The organism is Hansschlegelia sp. KR7-227 (assembly GCF_049446035.1).
Classification (GTDB): Bacteria; Pseudomonadota; Alphaproteobacteria; order Rhizobiales; family Methylopilaceae; genus Methylopila.
On record NZ_JBMSEA010000001.1, the window covers coordinates 2,094,575 to 2,118,829 of the forward strand.

Below are 24,255 nucleotides of genomic sequence, written 5' to 3' on the forward strand. Positions count from 1 at the left end.
GGACGCGTCGACTCGGGGCGGCAAGATGAACCCCGCGCGCCGACGCCACAAGCCCAGCCGGGTTCACGACGCCGCGGCCGGCTCCGCAGGACGTATCGGCGCCGCCTGTCCGCCGGGGGCGACGAGCGCGTCCCAGGCGGCCATGGCGCTCGCCGCGACCGCGTCCAGCGTCGCGCGGGAGGCCCCGTCGCGCGCCTGGATCGACATGCCCTGCTGCACCGTCGCATAGAACGACGCGATCGCGGACAAATTCAGGCAGGCCGGCAATTCGCCGGTCGCGACGCCCTCCGCCAGGCGCCGTTCCAGCGCGGCGGCGACGCCCTGGCGCGTCGCCCGCAGCTCCCGGCAGGTGTCGTCCGACGGGCCGCCGCCCCCCTGGACCGCAGCCAGCACGACCATGCAGCCGGGCGGCCGCCCCGGGCGGGTCGTCGCCTCCGCGGACGCCGTCAGAAACGCCTCGACGGCGCCCCGGGCGCTCCCCGCCGCCGCGACGGCGGACGCGATCTCCGCGCCGACCGTGCGTCCGTAGAGCTCGATCGCCTCGCGAAACAGCGCCTCCTTCGAGCCGAACGCCGCATAGAGGCTGGGCGAGGCGATGCCCATCGCGCGGGTGAGCTCGGTCATGGACGCCGCCTCGTAACCCTGCGCCCAGAACAGCTCCATCGCGCGCCGCAGCGCCTCGTCGCGGTCGAACGCCCGCGGACGTCCCCTGCCGGTCATGCCCATCCTTTCTGTGTCGATCGACATATAAATCACTTGACCGGTCGGAGCAACGGCGTCAGAGATTTCTATACCGATCAACACATAAATAGGATCCTGACCATGTCGGGCACTGACGCAAGCCTTCCGCTCTTGGGCAAGAGGGCCCTCGTCACCGGCGCGAGCCGCGGCATCGGGGCCGCGATCGCGCTTCGCCTCGCCCGCGACGGCGCCGACGTCGCGATCACCTACAGCGCCTCGCCGGACAAGGCCGAGGCCGTCGCCGAACAAATCCGCGGCCTCGGGCGCGTCGGCGTCGCGATCCGCGCCGACGCCGCCGACGCCGCGCAGGTGAAGGCTTCGGTCGAGGAGACGGTCGAGCGGCTCGGCGGTCTCGACATTCTCGTGAACAACGCCGGCATCGCCCGCGGCGGCCACATCTCCGAGATGACTCTGGAGGACATCGACGCCACGCTCGCGGTCAACGTGCGCGCGGTGGTGATCGCGAGCCAGGCGGCCGCGACGCATCTTCCAGACGGCGGCCGCATCATCTCGATCGGCTCCTGCCTCGCCGAGCGGGTGACCTTCGACGGCATCAGCGTCTACGCCATGAGCAAGTCGGCGCTGATCGGCTTCACCAAGGGGCTCGCCCGCGACCTCGGCCCGCGCTCGATCAACGTCAACATCGTGCATCCCGGCCCGGTCGACACCGACATGAACCCGTCGGACGGGCCGCAGGCGCCGAGCATGCTGGCGGGCATGGCGATCAAGAAATACGGCGCGCCGGAGGACATCGCGGGGGCCGTCGCCTGGCTGGCGGGGCCCGAGGGCCGCTACGTCACCGGCGCGGGCTTCACGCTCGACGGCGGCGTGAACGCCTGATCGTCCACATCCTGCTACAGCCTGACGCAGGGGGCGCACAAGCGCGTGAATCAGCGGGCCCGCGGCTTTTCCCCGCGAGTCCGGCCTGCCATCCTCCGTTCGCAACTGCGAATTGATTCAGCTCGCGTCATGCGAGAAGGGGGGCCGTTGGCGCGCGCGACGACCGGACGACGTGTTTTCTTCAGCCTGTGCGTCCTCGGCGCGCTTCTTTCGGATCCGGCCCACGCGCGCGAGTCCTGGCTGGGCGGCTGGGCCCTGCAAAAGCAGGATGAGGTTCGCGCCTCCGGCGACGCGGACAGCTCGGGGACGAGCGCCTTCATCACGCCCGAAGCCGTCGCCCCCTCCCCGCGCGCCGTCGCGCCGCTGTCGTCGGAGGCCGCCGCCCGCAACGCCGCGACCGCCGCGCTCTACGAAGCCAACATCGGCGGCGACGCGCCGGCGAACCTGCTGTGGACCGGGATCGAAACCGCGAACCCCCTCACCCGCGGCGAGACCTACCGCTGGAACGCGCTCAGGGATCAGGGCCTGTTCGACGCCGATCGCCGCGCCAAGGCGATCGCGGCGCTCCAGTCGCTCGGCATCGCCAACGTCCGCATCGGCCTCGCCAACCACGAGATCGACCTCGACCGCCCCGACAGCTGGGCGGACCACGACCGCTTCGTCGCCGATCTCGCCGCGGCCGGACTCAATCTCAGCCTGGACCTGCACCATTTCGGGATCGAGGACCGGTTCCGCGTGCGCGACCAGGACGGCGGCACGGTTCCCGAGGCGAGCTACTATCTGCATCCGGACTGGCCGGACTATTTCGCGCGTTTCGCCGCCGCGGCCTACGCCCGCTATGGCGGCGCGATCAAGGCGATCACGCTTGTCAACGAGCCGGAGACGACGGTCGGCTTCAACAGCGAGATGTGGAACGGCGGCTTTCCCGGCTGGGGCGATCCGCGCCACCAGCGGGTCTATGTCGACCGGGCGATCGCGATCGCGAGCGCCGCGGTCAAGGCGCGCGCCGCGATCGAGCGCGAACGGCGCGCGAGCGGCGGCCGGCCGTTCTACATGCACACCGAGGCGGCGGTGATCAAACCGGGACGGCCGGACTTCAACCGCTTCGCGCGGTTCTTTCCGAGCGACCTGATCCTCGGCCAGGAGTGGCTGATGCGCGCCGATCTCGACGCTCTCGAAGAGACCTCGATCGCGCGACTCGCCAAGGCGACGCGCAGCCGGCCGGACGCATTGCGCACTTCGCTCGACTGGCTGGTCGAGACCTATGTGCTGCGCCCCCCCGGCCTGGAGGAGCGTCGCGCGGCGCGCGCGAGGCTGGTCGGCAAGCTCCGCGCCTTGCGCGACCTGCATCTGGCGCTCAAGGCGGAGTTCGCAGTGACGATGAAGACGGACACGGTGTTCGCCGCCGACTACTACGCGCATAACGAGGCGCAAGGCGCGAGCGGCGCCTGGCTGAACCCGGAGCCGCAGCTTTACGCCGCCCAGGTCGCCAGCGGGGAGCGCGCCGGCCTGTCTCCGCTGATCGCCGACTATTACGCCCGCTACGGCCTGCCGATGATGATCGGCGAGACCGGCACGCCGTTCTATGGCTACGGCGCGCGCTGGCACGAGGAGCTGCTGCTCGAATGCGCGCAGGCGATCGCCGACGGCGTGCCGCTGCTCGGCTACACGATCTATCCGCTGATCGACACCTATGGCTGGGAGACCGCTCTGTCGGTCCCGAAGGACCAGACGACGGTCAACACCGGCGGCGTCCTCACCATGGACCTCGAGCCGCGCGACTTCATCCGCACGCTCATGCAGGCGCTCGACAACCGGACCGCGCAGGCCGGTGCGGCGTCCCCGGCCGGGGCTCAATAGCGCCAGGCCCCCGCCGACGCGCCTTCTGGGGGCCCGGGCGAGAGCGCGCGGGCGCCGCGTCCTCACGCATTCGCGAGCGCTCTCAGCCGATCGGCGGACTGGACGGCGGCGCCGGGCGCGCCAAACCGTCTGTTCCGTCCCCGACTTTCGCGAGATCAGTCGATGCGTCTGCCAGCCCTTCGAACGCCGTCCAAGTTTCAGGCGGAGCGCTACGCGACCGGGCTCGGTTTCGCCCAGCTCGCGCTCGCGGCGTTCGAGCTGGCGCGGCCCGGGGCGCTCGCGCGCTCGCTCGGCCTGCGTGAGAACCACACCTTCCTGAAAGGCCTCGGCGCGCGGGAGATGGCGACCGGCGCCGGCCTGTTCGGCTGGCGGCGGGGGCGCGGCCGCTCGCTCTGGATCTGGGCGCGCGTCGCGGGCGACGCTATGGACCTGTGGACGCTCGCGCCGGCAGCTCTCGCCCGCGACAATCCGAAACGGAAGGCCGCAGCCGTGGCGGTCGCGGTCGTCGCCGCGGCCACTGTCCTCGACATTCTCTGCGCCCGCGCCCTCGACGACCGCTGAGGCAGGGTTTTACTTCACGCCGAGCAGCTCGACGTCAAAGATCAGCGTGGCGTTCGGCGGAATGACGCCGCCCGCGCCGCGCGCGCCGTAGCCGAGCTCGGCCGGGATGATCAGCGTGCGCTTCGCGCCCACCTTCATGCCGGCGACGCCCTCGTCCCAGCCCTGGATCACCTGGCCGGCGCCCAGACGGAACGAGAAGGGCTGGCCGCGATCGACGGAGGAGTCGAACTTCGCGCCCTTCTGGCCGCCCTGGTCGAGCCAGCCGGTGTAATGCACCGACACCTGCTGGCCGGCGACGGCCTCGGCGCCCGCTCCGGGCGCGCTTTCCACGATTTTCAGTCCGTTCGACATCGTCTTGGTCTCCGCGGCTGTTGCGGGAAGGCCGAGCCCGAAGGCCAGGCAGAACGCGAGCGCGTAGCGGATCATGGACGTCTCCTCAAGGTCTTGACGGGGTTTTCGTCGTGCGGACGGCCGCGAGGCGCTCTCGCGCAAGGGAACGCCCCTCATGGCCGGCCGACGCTTTCGATCGACGACGAACCGGCCGAGCCACCGGGCGCCGCTCACCCGGGGCGGCCGCGTCGGCTCATCTGCCGCCGGGCGCGACGTGGATGGTCTTGCCGTTCGGCAGCACGACGTCGCCGGGGACCTGGCCGGGCTCGCAGTCGCCCAGCCTGCGGACGTCGATCGTGGTGCGGAAGGTGCGCGGGCCGGCCTCGCCGGCGAGGCCGGTCATCACGGTGGTGGCCTCCGCCCGGGCCCAGGTCTCGAAATCGCCCGTGACCACCACCCGGCCGTCGACCGTCATGCCGCCGGTCCGGCAGATCGCGCCGGCGGCGTAGCCTTCCGGCGTCTGCTTGAAATCGTCGTTGCGGCAGGTCTGGCCGGTCAGCGCCTGCTTGACCAGCCGGTCGGTCGAGCGGTCGATGCATTCGCGCGCGCTGCTCTTGCCGGCGTTGGTGCTGGTGGTGATCTCCCACAGCCCGTCCGCCCGCTTCGGCGGCGAGCCCGCCGCGGCCGGCCCGGCCGCGAGGCCGAGGGCAAGGGCTGCGCCGAGCGCGGCTCCGACACCGATCGTCTTCCGCATCTCGAACTCTCCCCACGCGCCCCGGGCTGGACCCCGCAGGCAATCTAGCGCGTCTCGGCGCGCCGGACACGCGGCCGTCCGGCGATCGGTCCCGTCATCAATCCGTGATCGCCTCGCCCGCCGCCGCCGCCTCTTCTAGCGGAACGCCCCGCGTTCGTCATGCCAGCGCCCATCGCCCGCGGCCCGGCCCGGGAACTTCGAGGCCGCTCAGGCTTTGTCTTCGTGACAGAAGCGCGGACGACCGCGCGCAATCGCAACGCGGGCGCCCGGCGCCCCAGACATGAAGGACGGCTCGACATGGCGAATGGCGGCGGAGACCTCTGGATGCTGATGACGGTCGCGGGCGTGGCGGTGCTCGGCGCGGCAATCCTCTACGGAATGATGCGCAACCGCTCGATGACCGGCGCGGAGAAGCGCCTGTCGGAGAAGGCCACCGACGACGTTTATGAGGCCGAGCAGCGCGACCCGGCCAACCGATCGGCCTGACGCGCCTTCCCCTGGCGCCCGATTACGCCCCCGACCGTTAGAGCCTCTTGACGCCGCGCGTGCGGCGCCATGGTTAGGCGGGGCGGTCGCCATTTCGGCGGCCCGACTCGGGGACCCCCATGCGTATCCGCGCCTTCGGACTGATCGCCGCCGCGCTTCTCGTCGCCACGCCTGCCCTCGCCTATGACGACGGCGAATGGGTGCTCGCCCGCTGGAAGGGCGGCGATCACTGGTATCCCGGCGTGGTCGCCAGCTCCTCGGACGGCAGGGTGAAGGTCCGCTTCGACGACGGCGACGTCGACACCATGCCGGCGCGCGACGTCCGGCCGTACAGCTGGCGGGCCGGCTCGCGCGTCGAATGCAACTGGAAGGGCGGCGGGACCTGGTACAAGGGCCGCATCGTGTCGCTCGGCGCCGAGAACCTGCGCGTCGACTATGACGACGGCGACACGGAGAAGACTAAGACCGGCATGTGCCGCTCGCGCTAGGAGACGAGCGCCCGGCCGCTCCCGGTGAGCCTCCCGCGATGACGATCCCCGCTCCGCCCGACCCCTCCCCGCTCCGGCCGCTCGCGACGCTCGCCGTGCTCGCGGTCGCGCTCGGCTTCGCCGTGCAGTTCGCGGTGCTGGCGGCGAAGCTCGCCGCCGGCGGGCCGTTTCCGGGGATCGCCTTCGCGGCCGACCTCGCAGGCGGGGTGGCGTGGTCGGGGATCGTCTGTCTCGGCGCCGGGATCGGGACGGCGCTGTTTCGCATACGCGCGGGCCTCTCCGGGCTGATCGCCGCTTTGTTCGCCCCGCTCGCGGTCGCGGCCTCGAAGGCCGCGAACCAGATCGTGTCGGCGGCGATCGGCGCGGCGACCAAGCCCGACGCCGCCTCGCTGGTCGGCCTCGCGGCGCTGAAGGCGGTCGAATACGGCCTGCTCGGCTTCCTGCTCGCGACGCTCGCGGCGCGAGGCGCGCGGCTGAGCGCGTTTCTGGGAACTGGCGCCGGCATCGGCCTGACCTTCGCAGCCGCCGCCCTCGCGCTGCGCTGGGGCGGCGCCCCGGCCGCCGAACTCGCCGCCACGGCTGTCAACGAGGCGGCGTTCCCGGTGGGCTGCGCCGCGGTGGTCTATGCGGGGATGATGGCGGGACGTGCGAAGGGGTGAGGCGGGGGCCAGCGCAGTGACGGGCCGTCCGCCAGACGGGGATTGCCTCTGACTGAGCCGCCGCCGGCGCCGCGCGGGGAGGTTCGGCTTGGACGCGCGTCATCGGCCGCGGACACGGACGAACGCAGGCCGGCGATGGTCAAACAGCTGGGTCGTGGTCGACACGAACGCTTGCGCGTTCGGTCTGCCGCGCTCGACCGAATGCTGTCGCATTCGGTCGGGGGAAGCGCGGGAGCGCCGGGCCACCGTCCTTTTACGCGTAACTTTGAGCCGGTCGCCCGGCGCTCCACGCGCGGCGTTTTCGCGTCCGGCTGCGGACGAACTCTCGGGCGCTCATGGCTGATCCCGGCGAGCCCAAGAGGGGTCTCGCCTCGGGCGGGGCTTCGCTCCTCCGGCCTTTGGAGCCGGTGTCGCGACGCCGCGCCGCCACGCGAACCTATCCCACAAAAGGGACGCCCGTCGTAATGCGGGCGGTCCTCGTCACAGACCAAGCCTGATCCGCCCTCGGCGAGGGATCGGCCGAGCTTAAGCCTGCGCCGCAGCCGACGCCCCGGGGCGGACACATCCGGTCATGCCCGCCGCAGGCGCCGCCCTCCCCCGCATGGCCGGCCGGTCCGGACACGCCTTCCTGACGGGGAAGAGTGGGAGAAGTGGAGCATGGGGGAGGCAAGATGTCAAGGATTATATTCACATCAGCCGGGACCGGATCGCCGCGCGTGCTTCGAGACGCCGGCCTCCGGCCGGCTCCTCAGCATGAGGAGGGGGATGCCGTCTCCAGGGAAATCCAGCCCCTTTCGCCGAACCCCGCCCTTCCTCATGCTGAGGAGGCCGCACAGCGGCCGTCTCGAAGCACGCCGACCAGCCCTCGTGATCGCCGTGCCGCCTCCTCGGCCGTTACCGCCGGGCTCGGCGCAATGACCCATCCCGGCGCGCCTGCGCCGGAGACGATGGACGCCCGGAACACGTCGGGCAAAGCGACGCGGCGCCGGCCGCGCGAGGCTGACGCGGAGATAAGCGGCCCGGCCGCCCCGCTGAAGGCGCACTACGAAGATGGCAAGACCCGCTTCAATTTCAGGCGCGAAACTTACGTAGCTCGGAGAGCAATTAATGCTTTTATTTGCTCTCCATAGGACTGAAATTCATCGGACGGCCTGACAAATTGAACATAATTTACTTTTCCAAGTAGATGATTTAGGTAGTTCCTGCGTGCCTCTTTCCGATTCAGAAGGTGTGCATCCAGCCCAAACCTTCTAATGTAATACATTTCCTGCCTTATTAGTCGCTTGTAAGATCGCGGAACATTAACAAACTCATTAACGACCAACCCTGTGACTACCTTACGCCGGCCAGGAGGCATAATGATCGTCTTGTCCTCATTAAGGACACGCCCGTGGCGCCGCGCTAGAGACCTAAAATACCGAACTGTTTCTACAAAGTGAAGTGTCTCTCCTGAGATGACGATGTCGTCCGCGTAACGCGAGTAACGTAGGTTTCTATCCTTGCAGTAATCCAGCGCCACTCTGTCGAACTCTCGCATAACGATGTTAGATATGGCAGGGCTTGTGGGTGCCCCCTGCGGTAACGAGCCGTCGAACGTCACCAACCGGCTAATAAAGGACGCCAGTCTGGCTGTATACCCAAGTTCAAAGATAACATTGCGGACTTCAGCACGACGAATCGAACCAAAGAAATCGCTAAAATCTAGGCGCACAATGTACTTCTGAGCACGATGAAGCTGAGCGTTCCCCTTGACTCCAAAACCATACTTATAAGCTCTTGCGGCCCGCGACGTGGGGATTCTTTGGAAGATGTGCCGTAACAATTTACGCTGAATATCTTTAAGCGTTGGGAGAGGCTCTACAATCTTTCGTTTGCCGCCATTTTTCTTAGCGACCAGGAACTTCCTGTAGAATTTTGAGGGATCGTTCGTTATAGAATAAAGGGTATACTCGTGATAGCCTAGGCCGTGAGCTAGATGACTAACGTCAAACAGTACCGGCAAATTTCGCGACGTTAGATTTTCAATAAATTCGTTGGCGCTTTCTACGTATATCTGCGCGAATAGATCATCGAAACTAGGTAGTACGTAAGAAAAAGGTTCCGAAGCTCCACGCATACTGACATCCTTCATGCGAAGCATGATGCGACCGAAGGGAGCTTCGGCATCAATGACAACTTTTCCGCTGCTGCGGAAAATCATTGATGCCGATGGGCCTAAAAGGCAGTTCCCTCCTGAGCGGCGACTCGCCACTTCTCGCGGAATTTACCGCGAGGTACTAATGCGCGAATGAACCTCAAGTAAGCTTCGGAACCCAACCTGATAGGGACGATCCCGTACCTCTTTGTCAAGTTCGGCATCAGGCAATGGTTGAATTGGTCGCCAACGCCGTCGGAGGGCTGCCCGGACTTCGGCAAGTGCATCCGCATGTACGACAACAGTCCCCCCCGTGCGCGCGATGATGCCAGTTCGGAAGAGCAAGCCGGTGGCTTCGGCTAGTTGAGAATTGACGTATCCCTCGGAAGTAAGGTTCGAAACCGATCGCCCCTCAAGGATGTTTTGGATTATTCGTCGGCAAATTGGGCTGTCCTCTAATATCTTGGAAATGGAGCTGGCCATGATTTACCCCCTTTCCTAATTGTTGACCAGAAAATCGGTAACGTATTGTTCGGGGTGCGCTTCATGGAAATCGCGGCCTCGCTTCTACCATAACCTCGCTTATAGAAGGGGCGGATTGATAGTGTGCTTTCCAACGCATCGTATAATCCATAGACATCTCGACTAGGATCAATCTTGGCAAGGTATTTAAGAATCTGGATAGAGCTTAATTCGGTCTCGACTTCTTGGCACTCTTGTAAAATCCGCGGATGCCGATGCGGCATAGATGCGATGCAAAAAAGATAAATCCGGCCCTTTTCTGCGCCAAATGAGGCTTGTATGTGCCGGCTGAATTTGCGGAATTGACTTCCGCTCCCGACAAAATCGTCGAAGACAAGGATATTCTGCCCCACAAGTGAGCCCATCCGTTCGTAGGGCGGAAGAAATATCTCTACTGAACCAAAATCTCTCGGATTAAGTTGAGTCATGACGTCGTAGCAAAAACTTGGAGAGCTTTTGATGAGACTAGATTTTTCATCGTGCACAGGCGCTAAAATAAGGCGTTCCTGTTGTTTGGAAAATTTTGCGTATACTTTTTTTACAATGGAAATTGTATGCTCGTGATAGTCTTTTATTATTATATACTGTCTAAGTATGTCTATAGCCAAAGATGCTTGCTCGGCGTTTTCAATCTCATTTATAAACCTTATTATATCATCAACAATATCGCTGCCGGTAGCATTGAATTGACGCGGCCATTTGTTAAGGGATGCAATTTCAAGAATAGACAGGTATCGAGCATTTTCATCCATCCCAACATCCCCGAATAGTTCCGCCTGCCGCCTCCCTCGGGGGGGGCCGAGACGATGTTCTGATTGGAGTCCGTAATGTCTCCTGGTTTGCAGCGGATTCAGCTCTGGGCGTCCTGGTGTTCTAGCCGCAATTTCGGTTGCCCTCCCTACCATCTCGCCGACGATCGCCCCCCTCAATCGTCATACTCCGCCTCCAGCAGGATGATCCCCGTGCCCTCGTCGAAGGCTTCGCGCACCGGCTGGCCGTCGGCGAGCGGGGGGTCGAAGGCGAGGCTGCCATTGTCGCCGGCGCTGTAGAGGAAGCCGATCTTGGTCGCGAGCACCGCCAGCGCGTCGCCCTTCTTGACCGGCACGTTGACCCGGAACTCCTCGATCTCGAAGGTCTCGCCCGTGCAATGCTTGCGGTCGCCGCGATAGTTGATGAGCGGGCCGGTGCGCGTCACCCGCGCCCGCTTCAGCACGCGGTTGAGGCGGGCGATCTGCAGCACGAAGGTCCCGGGGTAGCAGGCGATCAGCCGGAGCTTGGCGATCGTCCCGTCCTTTGGCGCCTGGGTCGCGCTCGGCGGGCGGTTGCGGGCGATCGTCATCACCGCCGTGCACATCGTGGAGGGGCTGTTCTGCCGGCAGAGGATCCCGCGCCCGGCGTTGGCCGGCTGCGTGGTCGGCGTCAGCTTCGAGCCGAAGCGCGTCGCGCTCGAGGCGGGGGTCGCTGCGACGGCGAGCGCCGCTGCGGCGATGAGACCGATCAATGCGCGTCCCGTCATGGCGCCCTCCCCGGCGTCCCCGCGTCGTGAGCGCGCGGGCGAAGGCGTCAGCCTAGGCGCGGCTCCCGCCCCAGCGCAAGCAGGACGAAAGACGACGGACAGTTGTCAGACGATGACCGCAAGACGTGGTCTTCGACGAGAAACGAGCGTCCGCCGGTCTTGGGCCAAGCTATTTGGCGATGCGGCGTTATCGTCTTTCGATCATTTACGCCGCTCGGGTCGCCGGCGCCCGGAGCGCGCCCTCACATCCCCGAATAGTTCGGCCCGCCGCCGCCCTCGGGCGCGACCCAGACGATGTTCTGGTTGGGGTCCTTGATGTCGCATGTCTTGCAGTGCACGCAGTTCTGCGCGTTGATCTGGTATTTCGGGCCGTCGGGCTCTTCCAGCCACTCATAGACGCCGGCCGGGCAGTAGCGCGCGCTGAGGCCGCCGAAGACGTCGTGCTCCGACGACTTCTGCAGCCCCATGTCCTTCACCTTGAGATGCACGGGCTGGTGCTCCTCGTGATTGGTGTTGGACAGAAACACCGAGGAGAGCTTGTCGAAGGAGATCTCGCCGTCCGGCTTGGGATAGGCGATCTTCTGGAATTCCTTCGCCGGCTTCGTGGCCTTCCAGTCGGGCTTCTCGTGCGAGAGCGTGCCGAACAGCGAGAAGCCGAACTGGTTCGCCCACATCTCCGCGCCGCCCAGCATGACGCCGAGCCGGGTGCCGTATTTCGTCCAGAGCGGCTTGACGTTGCGCACCGGCTTGAGGTCGGCGCCCACCGGCCCGTCGCGCCAGGCGGCCTCGTAGGAGGCGAGCTCGTCATGGGCGCGGCCGCTTTTAAGCGCGTCGGCGAGATGTTCGGCGGCGAGCATGCCGGTCAGCACCGCGTTGTGGCTGCCCTTGATGCGCGGCACGTTGATGAAACCCGCGGCGCAGCCGACCAGCGCCCCGCCGGGGAAGGCGAGCTTCGGCGCCGACTGCCAGCCGCCCTCGGTGATCGCCCGCGCGCCGTAGGACAGCCGCTTGCCGCCCTCGAAGACCGGGCGGATGGCGGGGTGCTGCTTGAAGCGCTGGAACTCGTCGAAGGGCGACAGAAATGGGTTCTCGTAGTTGAGGTGCAGCACGAAGCCGACGGCGACGAGGTTCTCGCCGAAATGATAGAGGAAGGAGCCGCCGCCGGTCCGGTCGTCGAGCGGCCAGCCGAAGGAGTGCTGCACCCGGCCAGGCCGGTGCTTCTCCGGCGCGACGCGCCACAGCTCCTTCAGCCCGAGGCCGAACTTCTGCGGCTCGCGGCCCTCGTCGAGGCGGTATTTGGCGATCAGCTGCTTGGAGAGCTGGCCGCGGGCGCCTTCGGCGAACACGGTGTACTTGCCGCGCAGCTCCATGCCGCGGGTGTAGTTCGGGCCGGGCTTGCCGTCGCGGCCGACGCCCATGTCGCCGGTCGCGACGCCGACGACCGCGTCGCCCTCGAACAGCAGCTCGTTCGCGGCGAAGCCCGGATAGATCTCGACGCCGAGCGCCTCGGCCTGGGCGCCGAGCCAGCGGCAGACGTCGCCGAGCGAGACGACATAGGCGCCGTGGTTCGACATGATCTTCGGCATGGCGAAGGTCGGCAGGCGGATTGAGCCCTTTTCGGTGAGATAGAGGAACACGTCCTCCACGACCTCGGACTTCGCGAAGTCCGAGGCGTCGCGCCACTCCGGCAGCAGGGCGTCGAGGCCTTTGGGGTCGATCACCGCGCCGGACAGGATGTGGGCGCCGACCTCGGAGCCCTTCTCCAGCACGACGACCGAGAGGCTCTCGTCGAGCTGCTTCAGCCGGATCGCGGCGGCGAGCCCGGCGGGGCCGGCGCCGACCACGACGACGTCGAAATCCATCGACTCGCGCTCGGGCAGATCGGCTTCCGGCGCCGGGTTCGGCGTCTCGCCGGCATGCGCCTCTGCGGCCGCCTTGGTCTCCGTCCCGTCCGGCTCGTCCGCCATGCCTCTCGCTCCCAACGCGCTTCGCCCTGCGTCTGGAACCGTTCGCATCCGCAGCACGACTAGGCTAGGGCGACGAAAGTCCGCGGCGAGATGACCGTCGGAAGGGGGGCGGCGGCCCGGCCGTCGCCCCGCGCGTCCCCCGAGGCTTCAGGAGACGTGCCGCTGCTCGACCACCGTGGTGTCGTCGATGCCCGAGGGCTCGTAGAGCCAGCGCGCCAGCAGGCCCGCGACCATGGCGCCCGCGATCGGCGCCAGCCAGAACATCCAGAGCTGCAGGATGTATTCGCCGCCGGCGAACAAAGCGGGGCCGGTCGAGCGCGCCGGATTGACCGAGGTGTTCGTGACCGGAATGGTGATGAGGTGGATCAGCGTCAGCGCAAGCCCGATCGGGATGCCGGCGAAGCCGCTGGCGGCGCCCTTCGACGTCGTGCCGATGATGATGAACAGGAAGAAGAAGGTCGCGAGCAGCTCGGTGAGGAAGCCGGCGCCGAGCGCGTATTTTCCGGGGCTGAGCTCGCCATAGCCGTTGGAGGCGAAGCCCGCGGGAACCCAGCCGGCCTTGCCGGAGGCGATGAGGTAGAGCGCCCCCGCGCCGATGATCGCGCCGGCCACCTGGGCGACGATATAAGGCAGCACATGGTGGTTCGCGCAGCGCCCCGCCGACCAGAGGCCGAGCGTCACCGCCGGGTTGAAATGGCCGCCCGAGATGTGGCCGACGGCGTAGGCCATCGACAGCACCGTGAGGCCGAAGGCGAAGGACACGCCGAGAAAGCCGATGCCGAGCTCGGGAAACGCCGCCGACAGCACGGCGGCGCCGCAGCCGCCGAAGGTCAGCCAGAACGTGCCGAAGAACTCGGCGACCACCCGCCGGACAAGATCGTCGCTCACCTGAATACCCCCCTGATATGGCTAGACGCATCGAACGACGACATCCAGCTGGCGCGCAGTGAACCCCTGTTCAGCTCGACCGTCCATGACAATTTTGGTCGAATTGTCCGATATTCACACGCATACGCCGGACATGGAGCCGGCGAATACTGGAGCGCCCCGCCGCGGCGACCTTCGCTTGGCCCCGGGATCGCCTTCCGCGACGAGGCGCCCGAGGCCGTCGGCGGGCTGGAGCGCGCGGTCGACGACGCGAAGCCGCGCGACGGCGCGATCGGCGGCGGCTAAGATCGGCCGATGTCCGCTCCCCCGCCCACGCCTCACGACGCCCGAGCTCTGCTCGAATGGTACGTCGCCATGGGCGTCGACGTCGCGATCGAGGAGACGCCGCAGGACCGCTACGCCCAGAGCGCCGCGCGCGCGGCGCCGGCGATCGCGCGCGCGCCGGAGCCGCCGGCGGGATTTGCGACGGCCGTCGCGCCGAGCGTCGTCCGCCTGGCCGGCGACCCTGCCGCGCGGCTCGCCTCGCCGGACCAGACCGCCGCCGCCGCGCGCGAGGCCGCGGCCTCCGCCGCCTCGCTCGACGAGCTGCGCGCGATCCTCGAACGCTTCGAGGGCTGCGCGCTGAAGGCGACCGCGAGCCGCACCGTCTTTTCCGATGGCGCGCCGGGCGCGAAGCTGATGCTGGTCGGCGAGGCGCCGGGGCGGGAGGAGGACCTCTCCGGCCTGCCCTTCGTCGGCCGCTCCGGCCAACTGCTCGACCAGATGCTCGCGGCGATCGGGCTCGACCGGTCGGCGGTCTACATCGCGAACGTCATTCCGTGGCGGCCGCCCGGCAACCGCACGCCGACGCCGCAGGAGACCGAGACCTGCCTGCCCTTCATCCGCCGCCAGATCGAGCTCTGCGACCCCGACGTTCTGGTCGCGCTCGGCGGCGCCGCGGCGTCGAGCCTGTTCCGGGCGAAAGACGGCATCCTGAAGCTGCGCGGCCGTTGGCTCGACTACGAGACCGGCCGCCGCATCAAGGCGATGGCGACGCTGCACCCGGCCTATCTTCTGAGGAGCCCCGCCCAGAAGAAGCTCGCCTGGCGCGACCTCAAGGCGATCAAGCGGGCGCTCGAGGGGGAATAGCGGCCGCGGGCCTCCCTATTCGAACGCCACCTCGACCCGCCGGCTGGTGAGCTTCAGGATGCGGCAGCTGATCAGCGTGCGATCCGCCCCGATCTGCAGATCGAAGCGCTCCGGCAACCCGCTGGCGTCGGCGACGTCGATGCCTGCGCCGACGTCGGACTGGGTGCGGATCGTGCAGTCGCGGCTCGACATGCCATGGTTGAACAGGATGCGGCCGCCCTTGAAAACGCGCTGTCCGACCGCCTCCACGGCGTCGTTCGAGACTCGCGACGCGACGACGCGGTTCCGCCCGGCAGCCTTGGCCTCGGACAGCGCGGCCTCGGCATGAGCGAGCAGGCCGTCGAAATCGGTCGTGACGCGCGTGACGCTGGCGAGGCCGAGGCTCGCCGTGACGGGGATGACGACGCCCTGCGCCACGACATGCTCCGCCGCGACCGCGCGGCGCAGGCGCTCGGCGACGTCCTGCGCGGCTTTGGCGCCGGCATGCGGCAGCAGGATCGCGAACTCCTCGCCGCCGATGCGGCCGATCGCGTCCGACGTGCGCAGCTCGCGCAGGCAGGCGGCGGCCATCCGGGCGAGCACGGTGTCGCCGAAGGCGTGGCCATGCTCGTCATTGATCTGCTTGAAGTGGTCGAGATCGAGCACGACAAGACTGAACGGATGCTTGTGACGCTTCGCGAGCGCCACGGCGCGGCCGGCCTCCTCGCGGAACGCGATCCGCGACAGCGCGCCGGTGAGGGAGTCGACATTGGCGAGCAGCCGGAGTTCGAGTTCGTCGGTCACGATGTGCGCGAGGTCGATCAGCACGGCGAGATCGGCGTCGTCGAAGGTCCGCGGCTCCCGGTCCATCACGCAGAGCGTGCCGACGACATGCCCGTCCGGCGATTTCAGCGGCGCGCCGGCGTAGAAGCGGATGTGGGGCTCGCCCACCACCATCGGGTTGTCGCGGAACTCGGGATGGGCCGCGGCGTCGTGCACCACGAGCGGCGCACGCCGCTGGATCGGCACATTGCAGAAGGCCATGTCGCGGGGCGTCTCGGAGGCCGTCAGGCCTTGGGCGGATTTGAACCACTGCCGATGGCCGTCGAGCAGCGACACGGTCGCGATCGGCGCGTGGAAGATCTTCTGCGCGAGACGCGTGATGCGGTCGAACGCTTCCTCGGGAGGCGTGTCGAGGATGTCGTAGCGCGCCAGGGCGGCGAGCCGTCCATCTTCGTCAGCCGTGGCCTCGTATGCGCTCATCGCCGGAACCTCCTGCGAACGAACCGATAGAAGAGTAATCCCGAATTTTTAAATAAAGCCTCGCGGCCGACTGGACCGTCGCCGTGGTTACCAAAGCGGCGCCGCCGCGGGCTCATCCCTGGCTGAGCAGGCTGCCGACGACCCGCGCGGTGTAGTCGACCATCGGGACGATGCGGGCGTAGTTCAGACGGGTCGGACCGATGACGCCGAGCACGCCGACGATCTTCTTGTCGCCGTCGCGGAACGGGGCCGCGATCATCGACGAGCCGGAGAGCGAGAACAGCTTGTTCTCCGAGCCGATGAAGATGCGCACCCCGTCGCCCTCCTCGGCGCGGCCGAGCAGGTCGATCACCTCCTTCTTGCCCTCGAGATCCTCGAGCAGCAGGCGCACGCGCTCAAGGTCCTCGATCGCCTTCAGGTCTTCGAGCAGGTTGGCCTGGCCCCGCACGATCAGCTGGCGCAGCGAACCGGCCGGCCCGCCGCCCCAGCTCGCGAGGCCGGCGGCGACCACGCGCGCCGTGAGCTCGTCGAGCTCGGACTGCGCGGCCGTCAGCGCCGACTCGATCTCGAGCCGCGCCTCGCCGAGCGTGCGTCCGCGCATCCGCGCATTGAGGAAGTTCGAGGCCTCGACCAGCGCGGAGCTCGGCAATCCCTTGGGCAGGTCGAGAACCCGGTTCTCCACCGAGCCGTCCTCGCCGACCAGCACGACGAGCGCCCGCGTCGGCTCGAGCGCGACGAACTCGATGTGCTTGATCGCGGGATCCTGCTTGGTGGCGACCACGACGCCCGCACCGCGGGACAGGCCGGAGAGCAGCGTCGAGGCCTCGGTCAGCACGTCCTCGAAGGAGTTGTCGCGGCGCGCGGCGCTGACCTGCCGCTCGATGGCGCCGCGATCCTCCGGGCTGACGTCGCCGATCTCCATCATGGCGTCGACGAAGAACCGCAGCCCGAGCTCGGTCGGAAGCCGCCCCGCGCTGACATGGGGCGCGTAGATCAGCCCCGCCGCCTCGAGGTCCGCCATGACGTTGCGCACCGAGGCCGGCGACAGCGCGACGGTCAGCAGGCGCGAAATGTTGCGCGAGCCGAGCGGCTCGCCGGTCGTGAGGTAGCTGTCGACGATCGAGCGGAAGATCTCGCGCGAGCGGCGGTCGAGCTGGGCGAGGCTGGCGGTCGATTCCAGAAGCGTGCGTCGTTCGAACGACATTGGAGGACGAGATCCTTTGGGGGCCGACAGCCGGTCAATGACGTCGGCGCGACGGCTCACTCTTTCGGGTTCGCGCCGCGCAATCAAGCGGCGCGTCGGCCGGCGGCGCCCTCCCCGCGCCGCGCGCCGCGCTTATCTGAGGGACGTGACCGTCCCTGGCCCCATCCCCGCCGCCGCGAACGTGCTGCCCGACCGCTTCATGCGGTGGTTCGCCGGCCGCGGCTGGACCCCCCGCCCGCACCAGCTCGAACTGATGGGCCTCGCCCGCGCGGGCCGCGACGCGCTGCTGATCGCGCCGACCGGCGCGGGCAAGACGCTCGCGGGCTTCCTGCCGAGCCTTGTCGAGCTCGCGCAGGCGCCGCGCGCCGGCAATGACGGCGTCCACACGCTCTACGTCTCGCCGCTGAAGGCGCTCGCGGTCGACGTCGCGCGCAATCTCGACCGGCCGGTCGCCGAGATGGGGCTCGCCGTCACCATCGAGGGCCGCACCGGCGACACGCCGGCCTCGCGCCGCAAGCGGCAGAAGGAGCGGCCGCCGGACATCCTGCTGACCACGCCCGAGCAGATGGCGCTGCTGATCGGCGATCCCGGCGCCGGGCGGCTGTTCGAGACGGTGCGCCGCATCGTCGTCGACGAATTGCACGCGCTCGCGCCGACCAAGCGCGGCGACCAGCTCGCGCTGGCGCTCGCCCGTGTCCGGGCGCTGGCGCCCGAGGCCGTCACGGTCGGCCTTTCGGCGACGGTGAGGGCGCCGGACGAGCTGCGCCGCTGGCTGGTCGACCCGCGGCGGGGACCCCCGCTCGCCGATCTCGTGCGGATCGGCGGCGGCGCGGCGCCGGACATTTCGATCCACGCGACCGACGGGCGGCTTCCCTGGTCCGGCCATGTGGCGCGCCATGCGCTGGCGGAGGTCTACGAGGCGATCAAGGCGCACGGCGTGACGCTCGTCTTCGCCAACACGCGGGCGCAGGCCGAGGTCGTGTTCCAGGAGCTGTGGCGGCTGAACGAAGACACGCTGCCGATCGCGCTCCACCACGGCTCGCTCGACGTCGGCCAGCGCCGCAAGGTCGAGGCGGCGATGGGCGAGGGCCGCCTCAAGGCGGTGGTCTGCACCTCCACCCTCGACCTCGGGATCGACTGGGGCGACGTCGATCTCGTCGTCCAGATCGGCTCGCCGAAGGGCTCCTCGCGCCTGCTGCAGCGGACGGGGCGCGCGAACCACCGGCTCGACGAGCCCTCGAAGTCGATCCTCGTGCCCGCCAACCGCTTCGAGGTCATCGAATGCGAGGCGGTCCGGGCGGCGGCGCTCGACGGCGAGCAGGACGCGGAGGCGACGAAGGAGGGTTCGCTCGACGTCCTCGCCCAGCACGTGCTCGGCGTCGCCTGCGGCGGGCCCTTCGACGAGGACGCGCTGTTCGCCGAAGTGACCTCCGCGGCTCCTTACGCAGCCCTGGACCGCGCGACCTTCGCCGACGTCGTCGCCTTCGTCGCGACCGGCGGCTACGCGCTGCGCTCCTATGAGCGCTTCGCCAAGATCCGCAAGACCGGCGACGGACTCTGGCGCGTCTCGAACCCGCGGGTCGCGCAAAGCTGGCGGATGAACGTCGGCACCATCATCGAGGCCGTCTCCTACAAGGTCCGGCTCGGCAAGGTGCGCCGCGCCGCCGGGGGCGCGGTCGGCAAGGCGAGTTACGGCGGGCGCACGCTCGGCGAAATCGAGGAGTATTTCGTCGCCGGCATGTCGCCCGGCGACACCTTCATGTTCGCCGGCGAGGTGCTGAAATACGAGGCGCTGATCGAGAACGAGATCTATGTCTCGCGGTCCGCCTCCGAGAACCCGAAGGTGCCGACCTATGTCGGCGGGCGCATGCCGCTCACGACCGGCGTCGCGGCGCGCGTGCGGGCGATGCTGGACGATCCCGCGAGCTGGTGCGCGCTTCCCGATCAGGTGCGCGAATGGCTGGCCTATCAGGCGGAGCGCTCGCTCGTTCCTGACCGCGACAAGCTCCTGGTCGAAACCTTCCCGCGGGCGGGAAAGCACTTTCTCGTCGCCTACCCGTTCGAGGGCCGGCTCGCGCACCAGACGCTCGGCATGCTGCTGACGCGCCGGCTGGAGAGGGCGCACGCCCGGCCGCTCGGCTTCGTCGCGAGCGACCATGCGCTTGCGATCTGGGGGCTGAACGACCTCTCCGCGATGATCGACGGCGGCCTGCTGTCGCTCGACCAGCTGTTCGACGAGGACATGCTGGGCGACGACCTCGAGGCCTGGATGGCAGAGAGCGCGCTGATGAAGCGGACCTTCCGCAGCTGCGCGATCATCGGCGGGCTGATCGAGCGCAACGTGGTCGGCGCGCCGCGCAAGATGGGCCGACAGATCTCGATGTCGACCGACCTGATCTACGACGTGCTGCGCCGCCACGAGCCGAACCACGTGCTGCTGCGGGCGGCCTGGGCCGACGCCTCGCGCGGCCTGATCGATCTCGAACGGGTGTCGGAGTTTCTGGCCCGAACCAAGGCGAAGATCACCCATCGCGCCCTGGACCGGGTCTCGCCGCTCGCGGTCCCGATCCTGCTCGAGGTGGGCCGGGAGCCGGTCTACGGCGCGGCGCAGGACGTGCTGCTGCGCGAGGCGGCCGAGACGCTGGTGGCGGAAGCCATGGGGCCGGTCTGACGGCCGCGGCGACGCTTCGCGCGGCCGTCTTGATCGGGATCAAAGCGCCGTCGCGAAACCCGACGAAACTCCTCTCGTCGAAGAGGAGACACGCAGATGCCGTTGGAGACCGTGATCGTGGTGGCGGGGGTGCTCGCCATGTTCGGAATCTTCGCCGCCGCGCTGGGCTGGGGGATGGCGCAGCACACCGCCGTTCCGGACGCTACGAAGCGCTGAGGAAACGCCGGCTCGTCCGAGTCGCTGCCGTCGTGGCATGGACCGGCTCGCCGGGTTCCTGCTACGTTCCGCCGGATGATTCTGTCCGCCGCCCTTCCCCGCCAAGACGCGCTCGAGCCCACGATCGACGTCGCCGGCGTCGCGCTGATCGCTCACCCGTCCGGCGCGCTCTACGAGCCCGGCTCGGCCGCGCTGATCGTCGCGGACCTGCATCTCGAGAAAGGCTCGTCCTTCGCGCGGCGCGGGCAGTTCCTGCCGCCCTACGACACGGCGACGACGCTCGCCCGGCTCGCGCGCCTCGTCGAGACCTATCGTCCCCGGGCCGTGATCGCGCTCGGCGACAGTTTTCACGACCGCGGCGGGCCGCAGCGGCTCGCGGACGGCGATCGCGAGACGCTCGCCGCGCTGCAGTCCGGCCGCGACTGGATCTGGGTCGCCGGCAACCACGATCCCGAGCCGCCGGTCGGCTGCGGCGGCGAGGCCTGCGCGGAGACCGGGATCGGGACGCTGACGCTGCGTCACGAGCCGAAGGCCGGCGCCAGCCCCGGAGAGCTCGCCGGCCATCTGCACCCCGTGGCCAAGGTGGCCGTGCGCGGCCGGGCCCTGCGGCGGCGCTGCTTCGCGACCGACGGCGCGCGCGTGGTGCTGCCGGCGTTCGGGGCTTATGCCGGCGGGCTGAACGTGCGCGACGCCGCTTTCGGCGGCCTGTTCGCGGCTGGCTCCCTCACCGCCTGGATGCTGGGCGAGACCGGCGTCTACGCCGTCGCCGGCTGGGGCCTCAGGCCGGACTGAGTTTTTAGACCGGACGGCCTCACACTTGGGCCGCGCCACCCAAGGCCGTCATTCCGGGCCTGTCCCGGAATCCATTGCCGCCGCGTCGAGCCCAGTCGAGCGCCGTCGTGGTTATGGGTCCCGGGACAGGCCCGGGACGACGGCGAAGCGCGCGTGCATTCGCGGGCCGACCAGGCCGGCCGGCGCCTCGCTCACCAGTGGTAGCGCATGCCCGCGGTGATGTATTGCGAGCCGCCCGCCGTGTTGTCGAACACGCCGAGCTCGCCGCCCGAGCGGTGATGGAATCGGACGACAAGGTCGAGATTGGGATTGCTGGGCGGCCCGAAGGTGATTTCGGGGGACAGATAGTGCAGCAGCCTGGACTGATGGTCCGGCGACTTCTCGCGCTCGACGCGGGAGACGTCGGAGGCGTAGTTCAGTCCCGTCGACACGGCGACCGACGTGCGGACGACGTCGTTCCAGGGGAACTCCTTCCAGCGCCAGTAGAGCGCGGCCCAGGCTTCGACCTCGGTCTGCCCGCCGAAGCGCTTGCCCATGCCGATCTCGGTCTCGAACGCCCAGAGATCGCCGTAGCGGACCACCTCGCGGGAGAAGTCGGCGCCCACGAATGTCGAGCCTCCCACCGAGTAGCTCGAGGGGGAGCGGCCCTTCAGGAAGATCGAGGTCATCGACGACTTCATATAGGCGCCGGCGAAGACGTGGACCGCGCAGTTCATGTTGCAGGACGAGAACGGCGACGTGAAGGTCAGCGGATCGGTCCAGGCCGCCTCCACGCGCTCGGAGGCCGCAGGAGCGGGATCCGCGGCGAAGGCCGGCTGAACCGAGATCGCGAGCGCCGCCGCGACGAACGCGGTCCACGCGAGCCGCGCCCGAGGACGAAAAACGCTGACAACCAACAGACCCGAAGCCCCCAGGGCGAGAACCGATCGCTTCGAAACTATCATCAGCGCGCACGCCGTTTCAATCCGATGCCCATCCCTGCATCAGAGACCGTGACATTCTTATGCATGGGCGACGACGACGGCGGCTGCGGTCACCGCGATCGTCGACAGCATGGCGAGCAGCAGCCGAAGCCGCGGGTACCAGCGCGGCGCGGCGAAGCGGTTGGCCCGGGTCGCGTCGACGACGCCGTGCGCGGCGAGGCCCGCGGCGAGCAGGCCGAGACCCGGGGCGCCGCCCGCGAGCAGCCCGACCCAGGCCCACAGCGGCGGAACCACGGCGGCGACGTAGAGCGCGACGCGCATCTCCGCCGACGGATGCCTGAGCGCGAGCCCCCAATGCACGCCGCCCAGAAACGACAGAATCGTCGCGCCATAGGCGACGAGGGCGAAGGCGGCGTCGACGCCGAGGAGATCGCGGTAGCCCAGCGCGATCGCCAAGGCGAGGCCGATGAACGGCGCGAGCCCGCCGAGCCCGAGCGCGAGCGGAACCGTCGGCGCCTCGCGGTCATCGGCAATCGGTTCGGAGGCGATGAGCGTCATGGCGGGCCCCGGCCTCAACCTCAGTCGCGCCGGAACATAACGCTCGCGAGCCAGCCGAACAGGAGCGCGAGCGTCGCGGTCGCCGCGGCGTAGGCGACGCGCCGGGTCTCCGCGAGCTCGGCGACGCGCGCCTCGAAGCCGGCCTTGACGACATGGAAGGCGATGGTCTCGCGGGCGATCGGCTCGCCGGCCGAAAACAGCCTCGCCTCGACCTGGTAGTCGCCGAGAGGCGTGTCGGGCGGAAGCCGCAGCGTCGCGCGGAACAGAGCGGGGTCGAGAAAGCTCACGCCTTCGGGATCCTCGCGCCACAGCGCGCGCGCGGTCTGCAGGCGCCGCAGGGCGGCGGCGAAGCGCGCGGCTTCGGCTGCGGGCATCTCGGCCGACCCGCGCCCGGGGGCGGCGAGCGTCTCAGCCAGGCCGAGCTCTTCGCGGGCGCGAAGGCTGGCGTCGGCGACGGCCTCCAGCGGGCGGTTCGACAGCACGCTGAGATAGGACGGCGCGTGGAGGAACGAGCGGCTGTCGCGGTTCAACCAGAGGCCCGCGACGCGGCCCTTCTCGCGCACGGTCAGGGTTTCGAGGGGACCGCGCGTGGTGACGATGAGGTCGTAGGGTCCGGGACGCGCCGCGGCCGCGCCCTCCGGCCGCACGGCGCCGAACAGCGTGATGTCGGCGCCGGCGTAGTTCGACGCGATCACGACGCGGTCGGAGGAGAGCGTCAGCAGCAGGCGCTCCGACGCGGCGCGGGCGGGCGTCATCGTCGCGAAGAGCGCGAGCGCGACCGGAACGAGCCCGCGGATCACGAGCGGGGCTCCGCGGCGACGACCGAGAAGGGATCCGCCGGCCGGACGGTGAGATCGGCGAGGAACCGGGCGCCGACCGCGAGCAGCAGCAGCGCGAGCAGCAGGCGCAGATGCTCGCCGCGCATCTTCTGGCCGGCCCGCACGCCGAACTGCGCGCCGATCGACCCGCCGAGCATCAGCAGGACGGCCAGCGCCGCGTCGACCGAGGCGTTGGTCGTCGCGTGCAGGAAGGTCGCCGCGATCATGGTCACGAGGATCTGGAACAGCGAGGTGCCGACGACGACCGCCGTCGGCACGCGGAAGACGTAGACCAGCACCGGCACCAACAGGAAGCCGCCGCCGATGCCGAGCACGGCGCCGACAAAGCCGATGAACAGGCCGAGCGCCAGCAGCGGGATGACGCTGACGACGATCATCGAGCGGCGGAACCGCATCTTCAGCGGCAGACGGTCCACGACCGAGCGGCCCTCCCGGCGCCGCGGCGGAGGCGGGGCTCCGCGGCGCGAGACCGTGCGGACGGACTCGACCAGCATCAGCCCGCCGATCGCGCCCAGCACGACGACGTAAGCGACCGCGATGATCGCCTCGAGCTGGCCGGCGTCGCGCATGGCGTTGAAGAACCAGACGCCGAGCCCGGAGCCGGCGACGCCGCCGACCAGCAGCACGAGGCCGAGCTTCACGTCGATCGCGCCGCGCCGCCAATAGGCCAGCATGCCGGAAAAGGCGGAGGCGGCGATCTGCGGCGCCTCCGAGGCGACGGCGACGGCGGTGGGGATGCCGATGAAGATCAGCAGCGGCGTCATGAGGAAGCCGCCGCCGATGCCGAACATGCCGGAGATGAAGCCGACCGCGAGCGCCATGCCGATCACCAGCAGGACGTTGACCGGCAGTTCGGCGATCGGAAGGTAGATCTGCATTCGGACCGCCGCGGGGCGCAACGCCTCGGCGCGATCCCCGAAGACGGGGGCGCCTCAA

Annotated in this window: 23 protein-coding genes; 9 read left to right on the top strand and 14 right to left on the bottom strand. The window is 68.7% G+C overall.

Translation table 11 applies throughout. From position 1 onward, the window contains the following. Positions 1-63: 63 nt before the first annotated feature. On the bottom strand, positions 64-720 hold the full coding sequence (locus tag ACO2RJ_RS09840) for a TetR/AcrR family transcriptional regulator (RefSeq protein ID WP_423267825.1): 657 nt from the start codon (positions 718-720) through the stop codon (positions 64-66). 102 nt (positions 721-822) lie between these two features. On the opposite strand from ACO2RJ_RS09840, the gene ACO2RJ_RS09845 reads away from it, so the two are divergent. From ACO2RJ_RS09845 to ACO2RJ_RS09855, 3 genes are all read left to right on the top strand, one after another. Then, positions 823-1,581: a 3-oxoacyl-ACP reductase family protein gene (locus ACO2RJ_RS09845; protein WP_423267826.1), complete on the top strand. Its 759-nt coding sequence runs from the start codon at positions 823-825 to the stop codon at positions 1,579-1,581. Positions 1,582-1,728: 147 nt separating this feature from the next. Beyond that, complete coding sequence (locus ACO2RJ_RS09850) at positions 1,729-3,441, top strand: hypothetical protein (protein WP_423267827.1); 1,713 nt, start codon at positions 1,729-1,731, stop codon at positions 3,439-3,441. A 162-nt stretch (positions 3,442-3,603) separates the two neighbouring features. Continuing rightward, complete coding sequence (locus ACO2RJ_RS09855) at positions 3,604-4,002, top strand: hypothetical protein (protein WP_423267828.1); 399 nt, start codon at positions 3,604-3,606, stop codon at positions 4,000-4,002. 9 nt (positions 4,003-4,011) lie between these two features. Here ACO2RJ_RS09855 and ACO2RJ_RS09860 read toward each other — a convergent pair whose 3' ends face one another. Further along, positions 4,012-4,428, bottom strand: a complete 417-nt coding sequence (locus ACO2RJ_RS09860) for an FKBP-type peptidyl-prolyl cis-trans isomerase (protein WP_423267829.1) — start codon at positions 4,426-4,428, stop codon at positions 4,012-4,014. A gap of 157 nt (positions 4,429-4,585) precedes the next feature. Further along, positions 4,586-5,086, bottom strand: coding sequence for a DUF3617 domain-containing protein (locus ACO2RJ_RS09865; protein WP_423267830.1), 501 nt, complete (start codon positions 5,084-5,086; stop codon positions 4,586-4,588). Between the two features lie 324 nt (positions 5,087-5,410). On the opposite strand from ACO2RJ_RS09865, the gene ACO2RJ_RS09870 reads away from it, so the two are divergent. The 3 genes from ACO2RJ_RS09870 (at position 5,411) to ACO2RJ_RS09880 (ending at position 6,719) form a co-directional block, all read left to right on the top strand. Continuing rightward, positions 5,411-5,572, top strand: coding sequence for a hypothetical protein (locus ACO2RJ_RS09870; RefSeq protein WP_423267831.1), 162 nt, complete (start codon positions 5,411-5,413; stop codon positions 5,570-5,572). Positions 5,573-5,691: 119 nt separating this feature from the next. Further along, positions 5,692-6,060 carry a hypothetical protein gene (locus ACO2RJ_RS09875; protein WP_423267832.1) on the top strand — a complete coding sequence of 123 codons (369 nt, stop codon included), beginning with the start codon at positions 5,692-5,694 and terminating at the stop codon, positions 6,058-6,060. 38 nt (positions 6,061-6,098) lie between these two features. Next, positions 6,099-6,719, top strand: a complete 621-nt coding sequence (locus ACO2RJ_RS09880) for a hypothetical protein (RefSeq protein ID WP_423267833.1) — start codon at positions 6,099-6,101, stop codon at positions 6,717-6,719. 1,084 nt (positions 6,720-7,803) lie between these two features. Here the strand turns inward: ACO2RJ_RS09880 and ACO2RJ_RS09885 are convergent. The 5 genes from ACO2RJ_RS09885 to aqpZ all read right to left on the bottom strand — a co-directional run bounded on the left by ACO2RJ_RS09885 (position 7,804) and on the right by aqpZ (position 13,746). Further along, entirely contained in the window at positions 7,804-8,919 is a 1,116-nt protein-coding gene (locus tag ACO2RJ_RS09885) for a reverse transcriptase family protein (RefSeq protein WP_423267834.1), read from the bottom strand. 389 nt (positions 8,920-9,308) lie between these two features. Continuing rightward, entirely contained in the window at positions 9,309-10,127 is an 819-nt protein-coding gene (locus ACO2RJ_RS09890; protein WP_423267835.1) for a phosphoribosyltransferase-like protein, read from the bottom strand. Between the two features lie 173 nt (positions 10,128-10,300). Further along, positions 10,301-10,891, bottom strand: coding sequence for a hypothetical protein (locus ACO2RJ_RS09895; protein ID WP_423267836.1), 591 nt, complete (start codon positions 10,889-10,891; stop codon positions 10,301-10,303). Between the two features lie 242 nt (positions 10,892-11,133). Beyond that, positions 11,134-12,753, bottom strand: coding sequence for an electron transfer flavoprotein-ubiquinone oxidoreductase (locus tag ACO2RJ_RS09900; RefSeq protein ID WP_423268950.1), 1,620 nt, complete (start codon positions 12,751-12,753; stop codon positions 11,134-11,136). Between the two features lie 252 nt (positions 12,754-13,005). After that, positions 13,006-13,746, bottom strand: a complete 741-nt coding sequence (aqpZ, locus tag ACO2RJ_RS09905) for an aquaporin Z (protein ID WP_423267837.1) — start codon at positions 13,744-13,746, stop codon at positions 13,006-13,008. Between the two features lie 294 nt (positions 13,747-14,040). Between aqpZ and ACO2RJ_RS09910 the strand changes: the two genes are divergently transcribed. Further along, positions 14,041-14,874 (top strand): uracil-DNA glycosylase, encoded by an 834-nt coding sequence (locus ACO2RJ_RS09910; protein WP_423267838.1) that lies wholly within the window; start codon positions 14,041-14,043, stop codon positions 14,872-14,874. A gap of 15 nt (positions 14,875-14,889) precedes the next feature. Here ACO2RJ_RS09910 and ACO2RJ_RS09915 read toward each other — a convergent pair whose 3' ends face one another. Further along, the gene (locus ACO2RJ_RS09915) at positions 14,890-16,116 is read right to left on the bottom strand and encodes a GGDEF domain-containing protein (RefSeq protein WP_423267839.1); all 1,227 of its coding nucleotides are present in this window, start codon (positions 16,114-16,116) and stop codon (positions 14,890-14,892) included. A 112-nt stretch (positions 16,117-16,228) separates the two neighbouring features. Further along, complete coding sequence (hrcA, locus tag ACO2RJ_RS09920; RefSeq protein WP_423267840.1) at positions 16,229-17,320, bottom strand: heat-inducible transcriptional repressor HrcA; 1,092 nt, start codon at positions 17,318-17,320, stop codon at positions 16,229-16,231. 199 nt (positions 17,321-17,519) lie between these two features. Here hrcA and ACO2RJ_RS09925 point away from each other — a divergent pair, with 199 nt between their 5' ends. Continuing rightward, the gene (locus ACO2RJ_RS09925; protein ID WP_423268951.1) at positions 17,520-19,991 is read left to right on the top strand and encodes a ligase-associated DNA damage response DEXH box helicase; all 2,472 of its coding nucleotides are present in this window, start codon (positions 17,520-17,522) and stop codon (positions 19,989-19,991) included. Between the two features lie 291 nt (positions 19,992-20,282). After that, the gene (gene pdeM / locus ACO2RJ_RS09930) at positions 20,283-20,999 is read left to right on the top strand and encodes a ligase-associated DNA damage response endonuclease PdeM (RefSeq protein WP_423267841.1); all 717 of its coding nucleotides are present in this window, start codon (positions 20,283-20,285) and stop codon (positions 20,997-20,999) included. Between the two features lie 191 nt (positions 21,000-21,190). Here the strand turns inward: pdeM and ACO2RJ_RS09935 are convergent, their stop codons facing one another. From ACO2RJ_RS09935 to ACO2RJ_RS09950, 4 genes are read right to left on the bottom strand one after another with little or no spacing between them, the layout of a single operon-like run. After that, entirely contained in the window at positions 21,191-21,943 is a 753-nt protein-coding gene (locus ACO2RJ_RS09935; protein WP_423267842.1) for a hypothetical protein, read from the bottom strand. Between the two features lie 57 nt (positions 21,944-22,000). Then, positions 22,001-22,480 (bottom strand): DUF3429 domain-containing protein, encoded by a 480-nt coding sequence (locus ACO2RJ_RS09940; RefSeq protein ID WP_423267843.1) that lies wholly within the window; start codon positions 22,478-22,480, stop codon positions 22,001-22,003. A gap of 20 nt (positions 22,481-22,500) precedes the next feature. Beyond that, complete coding sequence (locus tag ACO2RJ_RS09945) at positions 22,501-23,280, bottom strand: TIGR02186 family protein (protein WP_423267844.1); 780 nt, start codon at positions 23,278-23,280, stop codon at positions 22,501-22,503. Then, on the bottom strand, positions 23,277-24,197 hold the full coding sequence (locus tag ACO2RJ_RS09950; RefSeq protein WP_423267845.1) for a sulfite exporter TauE/SafE family protein: 921 nt from the start codon (positions 24,195-24,197) through the stop codon (positions 23,277-23,279). The genes ACO2RJ_RS09945 and ACO2RJ_RS09950 overlap by 4 nt, the downstream gene beginning before the upstream one ends. Positions 24,198-24,255 lie beyond the last annotated feature (58 nt).